At 72.2% G+C, this 15,855-nt stretch carries 11 protein-coding genes; 3 read left to right on the top strand and 8 right to left on the bottom strand.

Going from position 1 to position 15,855, the window contains the following annotated elements; all coding sequences use genetic code 11:
* Positions 1–9: 9 nt before the first annotated feature.
* Both IOD14_RS08565 and IOD14_RS08560 read left to right on the top strand, forming a co-directional pair.
* Positions 10–1,386, top strand: coding sequence for a glycosyltransferase 87 family protein (locus IOD14_RS08565; RefSeq protein WP_249125868.1), 1,377 nt, complete (start codon positions 10–12; stop codon positions 1,384–1,386).
* A gap of 244 nt (positions 1,387–1,630) precedes the next feature.
* Positions 1,631–2,413 (top strand): serine protease, encoded by a 783-nt coding sequence (locus tag IOD14_RS08560; protein WP_123991812.1) that lies wholly within the window; start codon positions 1,631–1,633, stop codon positions 2,411–2,413.
* A 116-nt stretch (positions 2,414–2,529) separates the two neighbouring features.
* Here the strand turns inward: IOD14_RS08560 and IOD14_RS08555 are convergent, their stop codons facing one another.
* Together IOD14_RS08555 and IOD14_RS08550 are read right to left on the bottom strand one after the other, a co-directional pair.
* Entirely contained in the window at positions 2,530–3,945 is a 1,416-nt protein-coding gene (locus tag IOD14_RS08555; RefSeq protein ID WP_212669989.1) for a hypothetical protein, read from the bottom strand.
* Between the two features lie 91 nt (positions 3,946–4,036).
* Positions 4,037–7,042: a glycoside hydrolase family 3 N-terminal domain-containing protein gene (locus tag IOD14_RS08550; RefSeq protein WP_212669988.1), complete on the bottom strand. Its 3,006-nt coding sequence runs from the start codon at positions 7,040–7,042 to the stop codon at positions 4,037–4,039.
* Positions 7,043–7,224: 182 nt separating this feature from the next.
* Between IOD14_RS08550 and IOD14_RS08545 the strand changes: the two genes are divergently transcribed.
* Positions 7,225–7,716, top strand: a complete 492-nt coding sequence (locus IOD14_RS08545) for a hypothetical protein (RefSeq protein WP_123991809.1) — start codon at positions 7,225–7,227, stop codon at positions 7,714–7,716.
* 3 nt (positions 7,717–7,719) lie between these two features.
* Here IOD14_RS08545 and cimA read toward each other — a convergent pair whose 3' ends face one another.
* The 6 genes from cimA to IOD14_RS08515 all read right to left on the bottom strand — a co-directional run bounded on the left by cimA (position 7,720) and on the right by IOD14_RS08515 (position 15,841).
* A complete protein-coding gene (gene cimA, locus IOD14_RS08540; RefSeq protein WP_123991808.1) occupies positions 7,720–9,324 on the bottom strand; it encodes a citramalate synthase in 1,605 nt (534 codons plus the stop codon).
* Between the two features lie 309 nt (positions 9,325–9,633).
* On the bottom strand, positions 9,634–10,848 hold the full coding sequence (locus IOD14_RS08535) for a PD40 domain-containing protein (RefSeq protein ID WP_123991807.1): 1,215 nt from the start codon (positions 10,846–10,848) through the stop codon (positions 9,634–9,636).
* A gap of 26 nt (positions 10,849–10,874) precedes the next feature.
* A complete protein-coding gene (locus IOD14_RS08530) occupies positions 10,875–12,932 on the bottom strand; it encodes a PD40 domain-containing protein (protein WP_212669987.1) in 2,058 nt (685 codons plus the stop codon).
* Entirely contained in the window at positions 12,932–13,993 is a 1,062-nt protein-coding gene (locus tag IOD14_RS08525; RefSeq protein WP_212669986.1) for a protein TolB, read from the bottom strand. Before IOD14_RS08525 ends, IOD14_RS08530 begins: the two co-directional genes overlap by 1 nt.
* 124 nt (positions 13,994–14,117) lie before the next feature.
* Positions 14,118–14,720, bottom strand: coding sequence for a TetR/AcrR family transcriptional regulator (locus IOD14_RS08520; protein ID WP_123991804.1), 603 nt, complete (start codon positions 14,718–14,720; stop codon positions 14,118–14,120).
* A gap of 95 nt (positions 14,721–14,815) precedes the next feature.
* Positions 14,816–15,841 (bottom strand): agmatine deiminase family protein, encoded by a 1,026-nt coding sequence (locus IOD14_RS08515; RefSeq protein WP_123991803.1) that lies wholly within the window; start codon positions 15,839–15,841, stop codon positions 14,816–14,818.
* Positions 15,842–15,855: the final 14 nt, after the last annotated feature.

Below are 15,855 nucleotides of genomic sequence, written 5' to 3'. Positions count from 1 at the left end.
AGAGACAACATGACCATGATGAAGGGGACGGCGACGCCGGCCTCCCGCACTGCCCGAGGTGTCCTCACGGGGGTGGGACACCTCGGGCAGGCCTCCCCGCCCGCGCTCCCCGAACGGCGCTCCGTCCTCGCGCGCCGCGCCTGGGCCTACTGGCTCGGGTGCGCGGGATTCGCGCTGACGCTGGCGACGACGACGGGACTCGGCCCGCACCGGGTCTGGGGCGGCTGCGCGGCGGTCGGCTACGGCACGGCGGCGCTGCTCGCCGGAGCCCGGCGGGACTCGCGCGCCTGGCACCGGGCCGGGACGTGGGCCGCGGTGCTCGGAGCGGTCCTGGTGCCGCTGGTGGTGCTCGTCGTCTCCGGGGCGGCCCAGTCGGAGGTCGGTGTCGTCGAGCGCTCGGGGGCTCTGCTGCTGCACACCGGCAGCCCCTATCTGCCGCACCCGGCCCACACCGTGGACTACGACCCGTATCTGCCCGGCATGGCGCTCTTCGGGCTCCCGCGCGCTCTCTTCGGCGACGGCCCGCTCAGCGACGCCCGCGTCTGGTTCTGCCTCACCTTCCTGGCCTGCATGTTCTTCACCGCGCGCCGACCCGCCGTGCGCCGTCCCGCCGGGGGGCGACCCACCGGGGGGCGACTCGCCGACGGCCGCGGCCCGGCGTCGGTGAGCGCGGTGGCGCTGCTCGCCGCGTTCCCCGCGGTGGCACTGCCGCTGGCGGTCGGCGGGGTGGATCTGCCGGTGGTCGGGCTGATGTGCCTGAGCCTGGCGCTGGCGGGCCGGGGCGGCTCGGGAACGGCGGCCGGCGTGGCCATGGGCGCTGCGGCCGCGCTGAAGTGGACGGCGTGGCCGCTGCTGCCGGTGGGCCTTGTCCTGCTCGCGGTCACGGCGGCCCGCCGCACGGCACTGCGGGCGGCGCTGGCCGCGCTGTCGGTGGCGGCCCTGGCCGTCGTGCCCGTCGCCCTCGCCGACCCGCACGCCTTCGTCGAGCACGTGGTGCTCTTCCCGCTCGGTGAGGGCGGCGTCCGCTCGCCCGCCACCAGTCCGCTGCCGGGCCACCTGCTGGCCGCGCACGTGCCGGGCGGTGCCGCTCTCGCGACGGCGGGGCTGGTGGCCGCCGCCCTGGGGGTGACGGTCTCCTTGCTGATACGGCCGCCCCGTACCGTTCGTGCGGCGGCGGACCGGCTGGCGGTGGGACTGGGGCTCGCCATCTGTCTGATCCCGGCGACCCGCTTCGGCTATCTCGTCCTGCCGCTGGTCCTCGCGGGCTGGTTCCGGTGCACGTCGAGAACCGGTGCCTCTGCCTCCACGCGGCCGGTCAGCCTGCCTCCGTGGCCGGTCCCGAGGCGTCCGGACTCCAGCCGCCAACTCTCCGGCGGCGGTGCGTGACGCCGCTTCGACGCTCCGTCATCTCCGCTGCCCGGACGGCCGGTTCCGCCTGCCGTGTCGCCGTCCGCGACGTTCCGGGTGGCGGAGACGCTTGGCTGAATCGCGCCCCTTGTGCGCCAGTTCACAGGATTCCCATAATCCATCTACAGATTTGACCGGCCCATGTCAGAACTTGGGCGTTTCTTTTGCTGTCCAATTTGGCATGCGCCCGTCAAGGCCACCCCCACCTGGAAGAGGCGTCACCTTGAAGAAACTCCTCACGGCCCTCAAGAGATGTCTGGCGGTCGGAGCCGCCGCGCTCGCGATCGCCAGCCTCCAGCCCGTGTCGGCCGCACAGGCCGCACCCGCGCCCGTCGTCGGCGGAACCCGTGCCGCGCAGGGCGAGTTCCCGTTCATGGTGCGCCTGTCCATGGGGTGCGGCGGAGCGCTGTACACCCAGCAGATCGTGCTCACCGCCGCCCACTGCGTGAACGGCACCGGCGCCAACACCAGCATCACCGCGACCGCCGGCGTCGTGGACCTCCAGTCCAGCACCGGACGCGTGCAGGTCAGGTCGACGTACGTCTACCAGGCGCCCGGCTACAACGGCGACGGCAAGGACTGGGCGCTCATCAAGCTCGCCCAGCCCATCAACCTGCCGACGCTGAAGATCGCCACGACCACGCAGTACAACACCGGCACCTTCACCGTCGCGGGCTGGGGCGCGGCCAGGCAGGGCGGTGCCCAGCAGCGTTATCTGCTGAAGGCGACCGTGCCGTTCGTCAGCGACGCCACCTGCCGTTCGTACAGCGGGTACAGCGGGCTCATCGCGAACGAGGAGATCTGCGCCGGGTACGCGGCCGGCGGGGTCGACACCTGCCAGGGGGACTCCGGTGGCCCGATGTTCCGCCGCGACTCGGCGAACGCGTGGGTGCAGGTCGGCATCGTCAGCTGGGGCATAGGCTGCGCCCAGCCGAACGCCCCCGGCGTCTACAGCGAGGTGTCCACGTTCGCCTCGGCGATCGCTTCCGCGGCGGCGTCGTTGTGAGGTGAGGGGCGGATCGTACGGTCCTGTGCGGGTCCGGTGCCCTGGGCGCCGGACCCGCGCTTCTCGACTCCGCCGCGGGGAGCTCGGGCCCCGGAGGACCCGCGCCGGTCCCGCCCTCAGAACCCTCCGCCCCCGAAGTCCCCTCCCCCGCCGCCGAAATCGCCACCGCCGCCGAAGTCCCCGCCGCCTCCGAAGTCCCCGAAGTCCCCGGAGTCGAAGTCCGAGCCGGAGAGGTCGCCGCCCTCGTGGCCGCCGCCGAAGTCGCCGTATCCGGAGCCGTAGTCGGCCGCGTAGGCGGGCGTGGCCATCATGCTGCCGAGGACCGTGCCGACCAGCAGCCCCGGGAGGAGGCCGCCGCCGAAGTAGCCGCCGGCCCAGGGACCGTAGGCCGGGCCCGCGTCCCAGTAGGGGCGGCGGCCCTGGTCGGTGTCGACCTCGCGCATCACCGGGTCGCGGCCGTCGGCCAGACGGGTGGCGTCCGCCGCACAGACCGGGACCTCGCGCGGGGCCCCGCCCGGCGGTGTCCAGGTGGCGTCGGTGACGGAGGGACCGTGGCGGGGGTCGAAGAAGCAGGGGACCCGGCGCTCGGGCAGCGGCCGGCCCTCGCGGCGCGCCGCGAGCTGGGCCAGTGAGAAGCGGCCGTCCTCCAGGGCCTGGGTGACCGCCCGCACGTCCTCCGGTCTCGAAGCCGACCCCATGAACGACTTCGCCTGCTCGTACGCGTCCAGCGCCCGCTCGTAGTCCGCGCGCATCGCGTCGTCGGCGCCCGCCTCGCCGGGGTGGAAGTCCAGCCGGTCCAGTTCCTCGCCGAACGCCGTGATGTCCTCGTCCACCACCACCCGCAGCTTCTCCAGCGCGGCCCGCTGCTCCTCCGCGTGCCGGCGCCGGTTGCGCCGTACCAGCGTGTACGCCCCGGCTCCGCCCGCCGCGAGCACCACGCCGACCGTGATCAGTGCCGTGGACGAGACCCCGCCGCCGTCGTCCGCGGACCGCCAGGTCGAGGGGGCCGAGCCGCCCATGTTGGTGACCGCGGCGGCGGTGAAGTCGGTCAGCTGGGTGCGGGTGTCCTCGCCCTCGACGGTGCTCACCAGGTTCCGTACGGCCGCCTGCGGCAGGACCGAGGAGTCGGCGCGGGCGTCGAAGGCGTCGCCCAGGCGGACCGCGTAGAGGCCGGTGATGCCGGTCGCGGTGCGCAGCTTGGTGAACAGGGCCTGCTTCGGATAGTCGGCGGGCAGCACCGCGACGAACAGCGGCTTGTCCGCCTTCGTGATCCGGTCCGCCAGGGCGTCCGCGTCCTTTGCGGACAGCTGGGCCGCGGCGGCCGGGTCGACGTAGACCGGGCTCTTGCGGAGGGCCTGGCCGATCGTGGAGACGCTGGTGGCGCTCGTCGCGCTCCTTGCGTCCCCCGCGTCCGCCCTGGCGGAGGCCGGCGGGGCGGCCGCCGCCAGGGCGGCCAGGGCCACGAGCACCAGGGCGAACAGCAGCCCCGGGAGGCTTCGGGTCCGTACTACGGCCTGCGCGGTGGCCTTCATACCTCGACGCTACCCGAAGCCCCCCGAAACGGACCTCTCCGACCTCCCTCCGCCCTCCCTCGGGCATCCCCTGGTCTCCCGCCGACGGCCCTCAGGCCGCCCGATACGCCTCGGTCAGCTTCGCCACCGCCTCCGCGTAGCGTCCGGTGAGCAGGAGGCGGTCGGCGTCGGCGAAGGGGGCCGCCATCGGGGCGGTGACGCTCCGGGCCCTCTCCTGCACGATCAGCCGCGCCTTGGTGACGAGCGCGCGGCCGGTCTCGTCCGCTCCGGCCCGCTCCGCCGCCCGGGCCGCGAGCCCGAGCGCCTTCAGCGTGGTCAGACCGCCCGCCGGGACCTTGCCGAGCGTGGTGAGGCCCCAGCCGTAGGGGAACTGCGGGTCGTAGGCCGCGTCGCCGACGTTGATCGGCAGCTGGGCCTGCGACCTGGGCCAGGTGACGGGGAGTTGCCCGGTGAAGGGCCGCCTGCCGTACAGGACGTCCGCGACTCCGTCGCCCTCGGTGCCCGGCAGCCAGGAGGCGACCAGGGCGTCGATCTCGCCGAGCCGGTCACCGATGAGCTGCGGCCGCCCGGAGACGACCAGCACCGCGCACTTCATGGCGGCGCACACCTTGTCGACGGCGGCTCTGTCGGTCGCCGACAGCTCCAGGTCATGGCCGTTGCCCACGTCGCCGACGCCCTCCGCGTACGGGGTCTCGCCGACGACGACCACGCCGACGTCGTAGCCGTCGGTCGGGGCCGAGGCGTCCTTGGAGTACGTCAGTCGGGCGGAACTCTTGCGCATCGCCTCCAGGATCGTCGTGCCCGGGGTGATGTCGCCGGAGGAGCCCTGCCAGGTGACGGTCCAGCCGCCGCTCTGGTTGCCGATGTCGTCGGCGTCGGACCCGGCGACGTACACCTTCTGCGACGTCCGCAACGGCAGGAGCCCGCCGCTGTTCTTCAGCAGCACCTGCGACTCGGCGGCCGCCTCGCGTGCCACGGCCCGGTGCCCGGCGGAACCGATCCTCGAGGCGCCGCTCGTGTCGGCGTACGGCTTCTCGAAGAGTCCGAGCCGGAACTTCTGCGTGAGGATGCGGGACACGGCGTCGTCGATCCGCCGCTCGCTGACGCGTCCGGCCCGCACCTCCTGGATCAGCGCGGTGCGGAAGTCCTTGTAGGCGTAGGGGGCCATGACCATGTCGACACCGGCGTTGACGGAGGTCCGGACGTCCGAGGCGTAGTCGCCGGGGATCTGGTCGATGCCGTTCCAGTCGCTGATGACGAAGCCGTCGAAGTGCATACGGTCCTTGAGCACTCCGTTGATCATGTCGGCGCGGGCGTGCATCTTCACCGGGCCCAGGCCGTCGCCGACGACGTCGAGCGAGGAGTACGACGGCATGACCGTGCCGACGCCGCGGTCCACGGCCGTCCTGTAGGGGGCGAGGTGGATCGCCTCCAGTTGCTTCCGGGTGACCGTGGTGACGCCCTGGTCGATGGTGTAGGTGCCGGTGGTGGAGGAGCCGTACGCGGTGCCGCCGTCGCCGACGAAGTGCTTGGCGGTGGCGAGGACCTTGTCGCCACGGCTCAAGTCCTTGCCGCTGCGCGCCCCTTGGAGGCCCTGGATGACCGTCTCCATGGACTCCACGAGTGCCGGGTCCTCGCCGAAGGACTCGTAGGAACGGCCCCAGCGTTCGTCACGGGTGACGCAGAGGCAGGGCGCGAAGTCCCAGGGGATGCCGGTGGCGCGGACCTCGGCGGCGGTCACGGCCCCGGTCCGCTGAGCGAGTCGGGGGTCCCTCGTGGCCCCGATGCCGATGTTGTGCGGCATGACCGTGGCGCCGACCAGGTTGTTGTGGCCGTGGACCGCGTCGACGCCGTAGACGAGCGGGATCTGCAACCGGGTTGCCTGCGCCCGCAGTTGGAAGGAGTCGATCATCTTCGCCCAGGCCTCGGGGGTGTTGGGCGTGGGTGTCGAGCCGCCTCCGGAGAGCAGCGAGCCGAGGTCCTCGGTGGCGATGTCGGCCCCGGTCCCGACGGCTCCGCGCTCGGCCTGGGTCATCTGGCCGGTCTTCTCCGCGAGGCTCATCCGGGACAGGAGGTCCGCGACCCGCTTCTTCACGGGGAGCTTGCTGTTCAGATACGGCAGCCCGTGCGCGTCGATGACGACCTGCGGGGTCTCGGCGGGGGCCTTGGCGCCGGTGACGGTGAGCTTGAGGGGGACGGTCTCGGCGGTCTCGGCGGCCTTGTCCTTGAGGGTGGCGACCTTCAGGGTGCGGGTGGTGCCGGAGGCGGTGCCCGCGGGGAAGGTGAACTCGCCCTTGAGAGGGGTGTAGTCGGAGGTGGAGGCGGTGCCGCCGGCCGTGTCGTAGGCGACGGTCACGGGCTCGTCGAGGGGCGCGGACCCGGTGATGGCTACGGTGACCTTCACGGTGGCCGTGCCGCCCTCGTCGACCGGGTACACCGCGGAGTCGGTGAGCACCGAGGCGCGCAGCGACTGGTCGGCCCTGCCGTACAACTCGACGCCGTCCATGGCGAATCGACCGGGCGCGCCGACGGGGAGGGTGACGGCGTACCCCCACATCTGCGTCAGTCCCAGGACGTGGTCGATGCCGCCGACGGGCTGGTAGTCCGTCCGGTACGCGAAGTCCGTGAACGGGATCTCGATCTGCTTCCAGCCGGTGAAGTCGTCGGTGAAGGAGGTCGTCCACAGCTCGGAGGCCTCGCCGTTGGCGCCGCCGTCCTTGAGTTCGAAGGCGACCTTCTTGCCGTTGTCCTGTCCCTCCCACCAGAAGCGGATGCCCTTGCGGGCGGACCAGTCGTGGGCGGGCTCGGCGAAGGCGAAGTCGTGCGTGAAGCCGCCGTAGCCGCTGATGTCGTAGGTGCCGGAGAGGACCTTGTCCCCCTCGGGGGCGTCCTCGCGGGGGCTCAGCCGCAGAGTCGGCGGGTCGTCGGTGTCGCTGCCCCAGGTGAAGATGCCGTTCTCCGGCGGGCCGGCGAAGGGGACTTCGCCCTCGAAGCGGTCCACGGGGACCGGAGGCGGGTCGTCGGCCGCCCGGGCGACGGCCAGGGGCAGCAGGGAGGTGAGCAGGGCGGCGGAGGCGAGCAGGGCGGTTCTTCGCATGGACCTTCCCTCGGCTCTCAGGATTCACACAGGACTTACCTCACGGCGTGAGTGAACTGAGAGCACGTGCGTCCGTCAAGACGCCACGTCGGCCATCGCGTCCGGGGCGAGTTGTACGACCGCAACGCGACCGGTGCACAACGGTGGTCGTCGGGCGGCGCCTTCGCTGCTGTGCTGGGGTGATGAGACGGGGTTTCCTCGCGGTGGCCGGTGCGGTCGCCGCCGCAGGTCTGCTGAGCGGGTGCGGGGCGCAGATCCTGCCGCTGGTCGCGGTGCGGGTGGACGGCGCGGGTGCGGTGGAGGTCGTGCTGCGGCCGTGCGGGGACGATCTCGTACGGGGGCCTTCCCTGACCGGCGTGCCCACGGGTCAGGAGGAGTCCGGGCACAGCGCGTCCGGCTGGCGGGCCCCGGGCAGCCGCCGGCCCGTCGACGCCGAGTTCCCGCTCTTCTCCCCGCCCGGGGAGTGGCATGTCCTTCCGGTGGGCGAGCAGCGGCTGCTGCCCGGCCACACCTATCAGCTCGCCTTCGGGAAGGACGAGTACAACTACGAGTACACCGGGGTCGTCACCTTCACGGCCGCGGACCTCGCCGCCCTGAAGCCCGGTCAGGTCCGGGCCGACGACCGGGCGATGAGCCTCGGCGAGTTCGAGGAGCTCGCCGAGGACTCCTGCTGAGGACTACTCGGCCGGCTCGACGCCCGCGCGCAGCAGACCATAGGTGTACGCGTCCTCCAGGGCCTGCCAGGACGCCGCGATCACGTTCTCCGCGACGCCCACCGTCGACCACTCGCCCGAACCGTCCGACGTGGAGATCAGGACACGGGTGGTGGACGAGGTGCCGTGGACCCCTTCGAGGATGCGGACCTTGTAGTCGACGAGGTCGAGCTTGGCGAGCTGGGGGTAGATCTTCTCCAGGGCCACGCGCAGGGTGCGGTCGAGGGCGTTGACCGGGCCGTTGCCCTCCGCGGTGGCGACGATGCGCTCGCCCTTGGCGAAGAGCTTGACCGTGGCCTCGTTGGCGTGGCTGCCGTCGGGGCGGTCCTCGACGATCGCGCGCCAGGACTCGACCGTGAAGTACTTCAGGGGCCTGCCCTCGACCTCGCCGCGCAGCAGCAGCTCGAAGGAGGCGTCCGCCGCCTCGTAGGTGTAGCCCTTGAGCTCGCGCTCCTTCACGCGCTCCACGACCCGGCCGACCAGCTCGCGGTCGCCGCCGAGGTCGATGCCGAGTTCCTTGCCCTTGAGCTCGATCGAGGCGCGGCCCGCCATGTCGGAGACCAGCATCCGCATGGTGTTGCCGACCTGCTCGGGGTCGATGTGCTGGTACAGGTCCGGGTCGACCTTGATCGCCGAGGCGTGCAGACCGGCCTTGTGGGCGAAGGCGGAGACTCCGACATAGGGCTGGTGGGTGGAGGGCGTGAGGTTGACGACCTCGGCGATGGCGTGCGAGATCCTCGTCATCTCGCGGAGCTTGCCGTCCGGCAGCACCTTCTTGCCGTACTTCAGCTCCAGGGCGGCGACGACCGGGAACAGGTTCGCGTTGCCGACGCGCTCGCCGTAGCCGTTCGCCGTGCACTGGACGTGGGTCGCGCCCGCGTCCACGGCGGCGAGGGTGTTGGCGACCGCGCAGCCCGTGTCGTCCTGGGCGTGGATGCCGAGGCGGGCGCCGGTGTCGGCCAGCACGGTCGACACCACTGCCTGGATCTGCGCCGGGAGCATGCCGCCGTTGGTGTCGCAGAGGATGACGACGGCGGCGCCGGCCTCCGAGGCCGTCCGTACGACGGCCTTCGCGTACTCGGGGTTCGCGCGGTAGCCGTCGAAGAAGTGCTCGCAGTCGACGAAGACGCGGCGGCCCTGCTCACGCAGGTGGGACACCGTGTCGCGGACCATCTCCAGGTTCTCGTCGAGGGTCGTCCTGAGCGCCAGCTCGACATGGCGGTCGTGCGACTTGGCGACCAGGGTGATCACCTCGGCGCCGGAGTCCAGGAGTGCCTTGACCTGCGGGTCCTCGGAGGCCTTCGCGCCCGCCCGGCGGGTCGCGCCGAAGGCGACGAGCTGGGCGTGCTTGAAGTCGATCTCCTGACGGGCGCGGGCGAAGAACTCGGTGTCCCGCGGGTTGGCGCCGGGCCAGCCGCCCTCGATGAAGCCCACGCCGAAGTCGTCCAGGTGCCGCGCGATGGCCAGCTTGTCCGCGACGGTCAGATTGATGCCCTCCCGCTGGGCGCCGTCGCGCAGGGTGGTGTCGAAGACGTGGAACTGATCGTCGAGCTCGCTGGTTGCGGTCATGGTCTCAAGGCTCCTGAGGATTTGGTCTCGGTCGTACCGGAATGACCGGCTCCACCGCCCCCACATACTCCCTCGCGCTCTCGCCTCCGGCTGCGGGTGGGCCAGAAAAGCGAAAAACCCCTCGCGGGTGCGAGAGGTCTGCGCGCGGGTCGAGGACGACGGTGTCCACCCGTACCTGGTCGTACGTGGCGGTCACTGCGGACCGGCGCGCCTGCTGCCAATAATCATGGCGAACGAGAGCACGGGGGCAGTCTGGCACAGACCACCCCCGTGCTCACCCTCCGTCTCAGGATGCGAACACTGTGCTGGTCATCGCAGGTGGCGTACGAACGCGTCGGTGCCGTCGTTGTCGTCGCCTGCCGGGATCAGGGTCGGGTCGGAGGACTGGAAGAGGATCCTGCGGGCGCCGTCGGCGATCCGGCCCGGCAGGACGTCGGCCGTCGCGGTGCCGCCGGTGGTGTCGGGGGTGACGAGAGTCGTCGTGCCCTTCCTCAGGTCCCGCAGATAGACGGGGTACTCCTTGCCGTACCGGCTGCCGGCCTCGGTCACCTCCGACGTGAACGTGAGGTACCGGCTGTCGGCGCTGATCGCCGCGCCCCGGGTGTAGACCTCGCCGGGGCCGCCCTGGGTGCCGTGGATGCGCTGGTTGGTGCCGGTGCGGACGGTGTGCACGAACACGTTCCAGCTCGCGTCGGTGTCGCCGGGCACCAGGTGGGTGTCCCGGGACTCGAAGACGACCGTACGGCCGTCACCACTGATCGACGGGTTCAGCGACTCCTTCTCGGTCTGCGAGCCGTCGTGGGAGCGGTCGATCTGGGTGTGCTCGCGCGTGCCGCGGTCGTACATCCACACGTCGCCCCAGTCGTCGCCACGCGGGCCGTTGGCGTAGTTGTACTGGTAGACGATCCGGCGTCCGTCGTCGCTGACCGTCGGCTGGAACGCGTTGCGCGGCTCCCAGGTGGGCCGGGGGTGACTGATCCGCTCGGTGGTGCCCTTGATGCGGTCGCGCAGGAAGACCACGCTGGTGTGCTCGGTGGCGTCCTGGAGGGTGTAGACGGCGTAGCGGCCGTTGGGGCTGACGGAGATCCCGGCGGGCTGCCCGGTGAAGCCCTCGGGGACCTCGAGGCCGAACCCGACCCGCTTGCCCGTGTCGATGGCGGCGATCCACAGCTCCGCGGACTCCGCGGTGTACTGGGCGTAGACGTAGCGGCCGTCGTTCAGGACCGCCACCAGGCCGCCGAAGCCCGCGAAGCGGAGCTTGCCGGTGTGCGGGTCGCGCAGGTACATGCCGCTGTGCGGCACGTTCGGGTCCAGGTCCTCGGCGTCCGAGGTCAGGGCGAGGTGGCGGCCGTCGCGGCTGATGACCGCGGTGCGGGTGACGCCGTTGCCCGCCTTCCCCTCCGGGGTGACGCTGACCGGCTCGGTGTACGCGGCCCTGGGTGCGGCGCTCGCCGCGGGACCCGTGAGGGCCGCGGCGGCGAGCACCGCCAGGAGCGCGGCTGCCAGGTGCTTCTTGCTGTGCATGGTGGTTCCCCCGTGTCTGGTCGTTGTCATTGCACTGTCCGCAGGAACACGTCCGCCACCCCGTTGGTGTCTCCCTCCACCAGATCGGGTGACGCCGACTCGAACGCGACGACCGTGCCGTCGGCGTTCACGGACGGGTGCCCGGCCGGCAGGTCGTTGCGGCCGCCCCAGCGGTCGACGCTGACCAACTGGCTCTTTCCGGTGGCGAGTTCGAGCGCGTATACGGACCGGCCCGAGGTGTAGGCCACCCGGGTGCCGTCTCCCGACAGCGAGGGCTGGGTGCCCTCGACCCGGGTCGTGGTGCCGGTGTCGAGGTTGCGGACGGCGGACGTGCGGCCCTGCTGGTAGGCGATGGTGCGGCCGTCCGCGCCGAGGGAGAGTGCCGTCGCGTGCGCCGCGGCCTTCTCCAGGGTTCCGGTGTCCAGGTCGCGGACGTACACGGCGCCGCCCTGCTCGAAGGCGACGTACCGGCCGGAGTAGTCGATGGCCGGGTTGCCCGCGGCCTCGCCGGTGGGCGCGCTGACCACGTCGGTGTCGCCACCGTTGAACTTGAAGCGGTACACGCGCGGTTGCGGGTCCGGGTCGGTCTCGGTGGCGGGCAGGGTCGCCGCGTAGGTGAGCCACTGGCAGGTGGGGTTCACCACGGGCTGTCCCGTCCAGGTGAAGCGGACGCCCTGGTAGGAGCCCAGGCTGGTGAGCTTGCCGACCGCGCGGTTGCGGACGTGGACGCCCGGGCCGCCGTCGGCCAAGGGGGCCGTATAGCCGACCATGCGGCCGCTGTAGCAGGGCGCCCCCTCGGACGAGGGTTTCTGGCCGTCCGAGTTGACCTGCGAGAACCAGCCGGGGGCGCTCACGAACACATCGCCCTCCGACGTGAAGGAGACCACCTTGTTCTCCCCCATCACCGGGTCGTGGGACGCCCCGGACCGCTGCTGTCCGTCCCGGGTCGTGCTGATCCGCTCGGTGACGGACGGCATCGGCGCCGGGTTCCTCCGCAGTGCGCCGGAGAAGACGAACACGTCGGACTCCGCGTTGGTGTCGCCCGGCACCAGGTGGGAGGCCGACGAACTGAACACCACCGCCCGCCCCTTGGCGGCCAGCGCGTTGTCCAGCACCTGGGCGTACCGCGGGAGCGCGGCCCCGCGTGCCCCGGTGCGCAGGTCACGCACGCGCGTGCCGTCCTCGCCGGCGACGACGGCGTACCGGCCGTCCGCCGTGGCCGCGCCGGGGTTCCCGTCGGCGACCCGCCGCGACTCACCGGTGCGCAGGTCGTGGACGTACAGGCCGCTCTCGGCGTGGAGGAGGACCCGGCGGCCGTCCGCCGTGATGCGGACCAGGTAGGCGGCTCCGAGGCCGTTGTCCACCTGGGTCCGCTCGCCCGTCGTCCGGTCCCTGACGTAGACGTCGGCGGGGTCCTGCTCGCTGTCGGCGTGCAGACCGTAGGCGACCCGCGTGCCGTCGGCGCTCACCGAGGCCCCGTTCTTCTCGCCCTCCTCGGCCGGCGAGACCAGTGCGTCGGCGCCGGTGGCCGTGTCGCGGACGTACAGCAGACGGGCGCTCCCGGAGCCGTTGCGGTTCCCGAGGGTGTACGCGACGTGCGTGCCGTCCGGGCTGATGGACTCGGCACGGCCCGACTCGACGGAGCCGGGCGGGTCCTGGGGCCACAGCTTCTGCGCGCGGCCGGTGGCGCGGTCGTACAGGTAGGGGGCCAGGAAGCGGGTGCCCGCGGAGAAGGCGATACGGCTGCCGTCGGCGCTCGGCGCCGGTGAGCCGTAGGTGTAGCCGTCGCCGAGGTCGATCCTGGTCACCCCGCCCCCGGTCACGTCCTTCACCAGCAGGCACGGGGTGAAGTGCGCGCAGCCGAAGCTCGCCGCGGTGGACACGAACGCGACGGTACGGCCGTCGGCGCTGATCGCGGCGTCACCCGACGACCCGTCGGCCTGGCTGCCGTCGGCCGCCGTGCTCACCCGCTCGGTGCGGGCTTTCCCCGGGGCGGCCTCGGCCTCGGTCCGGGCCTGGGCCGTCGTACCGGCCAGCATGAGGACGACTGCCGCCCCCAGCAGGGCTCTTGCAGCGCGGGACATCAGCGGGACCTCCACCGGAAGACGTCGTTCACGGCATTGGTGTCACCGGGGACGACGTCCGCGTCCTCCGTGGCGTAGACGACCGAGCGGCCCCGGTCGGAGACCGATCCGTCGGCGGCGCTGCCGTGTCCGACGAGGACCCGGTGGCCGCCGTGGAGCAGCCAGAGGTTCGACTGCCCGTCCTGGAGGAGCAGTCGGCGCCCGTCGGGGCTGACGGCCCGCACCTGGTCGCCGGGGAAGTGCTGGACGCGGCCGGTGCGCAGATCGCGTACGTAGGAGCCGTCCGCCGAATCCATCACCAGGACACGCCCGTTGACGCTCAGCTGCACGACGGTCGAGCGGGTGCCGTCGTCGGCCTCGGTCCGCGTCCCGGTGGTGCGGTCGGCGACCCACACGTCACCGGTGCCGTTGTCCTGGTAGGCGACGTAGCGGCCGTCGCCGCTGATCGACGGGTTGTCCATGTCCCGCCCGGAGTCGTCGGGGCCCGTGCTGACCGTCTCGGTGGTGCCGGTGACACGGTCGTAGAGGTCGACGCGGGTCGGGAACTGCGGATGGCCGGACCACCGGTAGACGATGTAACGGCCGTTCGCGCTGATGTCCGGGTAACCGGAGCTGTTCTGACCGTCATCCCCCACCCGGGTTCTGGTGCCGGTGGTCAGGTCGGTCAGGAAGACGGTGACGTTGCGTCTGCCCCAGGCGATGTACGTGGCCCAGCGGCCGTCGGCGCTGAGGCGGGGCGTGGCGAGCGCGTCCTCCCTCTTGGTCACGTGCCCGGTGCGCAGGTCACGGATGTAGGAGTAGGTGCCCGGGCGGCTGATCCCCTCGGGCACGAGCTTGGTCGCCGACGAACGGAACGCGACGAAACGGCCGTTCGGGGTGGTGACGGCGGCGCTGGAGGCACCGTCGCCCTGGGTTCCGTCGGCGGCGGTGCTGACACGGTCGGTGTGCGGTGCGTGTGGACCGTGCGGTGCTTGTTGACCGTGTGGTGCGGCGGTCGCGGTGGTTCCGGTGAGCGCGACGAGCAGGGCCGCGCCTAAAAGGCATACGGCGGCTCTGGACATGTTCCCCCCCTGTGATCCCCGTTGACGCATTACCCCCGGCCCCGCGCCGAGGGCTCCCCACGAGGCAAACGCACCACCGGCCACAGGGTCAATCGGCCTTATTGCGTACAACCCGGGCGGAAGGTCACGCGTCCGCGAGGAGGCCGTCGTCGAGGAACTCCCGTACGTGGCCGAGAATCGTCCCCCGGTCCGTGCCGCGCAGCCCGATCGCCACATGGATGGAGAACCCGTCGAGCAGGGCCCGCAGCCGGGTCGCGAAGCGGTCCGGGTCCACGGCCCGGAACTCCCCCCGCGAGACCCCCTCCGCGAGCAGGGCGACCAGGTCGCGATGCCAGACGCCCTCGATCGCGGCCTGGCGTTCGCGGGCCTGTTCGTCGGCGTTCTGCGAGCGGTTCCACACCTCCAGCCACAGCGTCCAGTGCGGGTCGCGGTGGCCGTCCGGGACGTACAGGTCGACGTACGCGTCGAGCCGTTCACGTGCGGTCGCGGTGCGGGTGAGCAGCCGGGCACGCTCGGCGCCCAGCCGCCCCTCGCTCCACTCCAGGGTCTGGAGCAGCAGTTCGTCCTTGGAGCGGAAGTAGTAGAGCAGGTGCCCGCTGCTCATGCCGAGCTCGCGGCCGAGCCCGGCCATGGTGAGCTTCTCCAGGCCCCGCTCGGCGATCATCTCCATGGCCACGGCGAGGATCCGCTCGCGCGGCGGGGCGGGGGTGCGGCGAGGGGTGCTCATACGGCGGCCCCGCACACGGCACCGGGCGAAGGCCGCGGCGGGTCGGTCGGCCGGCTTCCGCGGGCGGCGCAGGTCAGCACGTTCACCTGTCCGTTCTACCCGACCGTGGCCCGCGGCTGCTGCTGCGTGATGCAGTGGATGCCGCCCCCGCCCGCGAAGATCGTCCGCGCGTCCACCGGCGTGACCGTGCGCTCCGGGAACAGTCGCCGGAAGATTCCGGCCGCGAGTTCGTCGCGCGGGTCGTCGAAGCCGCAGAGCACGACACCGCCGTTGCAGAGGTAGTGGTTGATGTAGGAGTAGTCGACCCAGTGCCCGTCGGCCTCCAGGACGGTCGGCGCGGGTACCTCGACGACTTCCAGGCGCCGACCGCGAGCGTCGGTCGCCGCCCTGAGCAGTCCTACGACCTCCTTGGTCACCTCGTGGTCCGGGTGCGCGGGGTCCGGCTGGACGTGGGCCACGACGACTCCCGGGCGGGCGAAGGCGGCGACGATGTCGACGTGGCCCTGGGTGCCGTACGTGCCGTAGTCGCCGGTCAGGCCGCGCGGGAGCCAGATCGCCCTGCTGGTGCCGAGTCTCGCGTGGATCTCCGTCTCGACCTGCTCCCTGCTCCAGCCGGGGTTGCGGCCCGCGCCGAGCTGGACGGTGTCGGTGAGCAGGACGGTGCCCTCGCCGTCGACGTGGATCGCGCCGCCCTCGTTGACCAGCGGGCTGCTCAGCACCGGCACCCCGGCGAGGTCCGCGACCTGACGGGCGATCTTCGAGTCGTGCTCCCAGCGGGCCCAGTCCTGGCCGCCCCAGCCGTTGAACACCCAGTCCACGGCGGCCGGTCGGCCCTGCTCGTCCTTGACGAACGTGGGGCCTATGTCGCGCATCCACGCGTCGTCGAGCTCGCGCTCCACGAGTTCGACGTCCGGGCCGAGCAGTGCGCGGGCGGACTCGGCGTGGCCGGGGCCGTGGACCATCGTCACCGGCTCGAAGCGGCGCACCGCGCGGGCCACGGACGCCCAGGCGGCGCGGGCCGCGGCCAGCTCACCGTCGTCGGTGAAGGTCGGGTTGGGGCCGGGCCAGGCCATCCAGGTGCGTTCGTGCGGAGCCCACTCGGGCGGCATGCGGTAGGTCATCGGGGGTCCTACAA

The sequence above is a fragment of the Streptomyces sp. A2-16 genome (genome assembly GCF_018128905.1).
In the GTDB taxonomy this organism is placed as follows: domain Bacteria; phylum Actinomycetota; class Actinomycetes; order Streptomycetales; family Streptomycetaceae; genus Streptomyces.
Note: the sequence above shows the minus strand (reverse complement) of the source record. Positions and strands in the feature narration are given on the sequence as shown.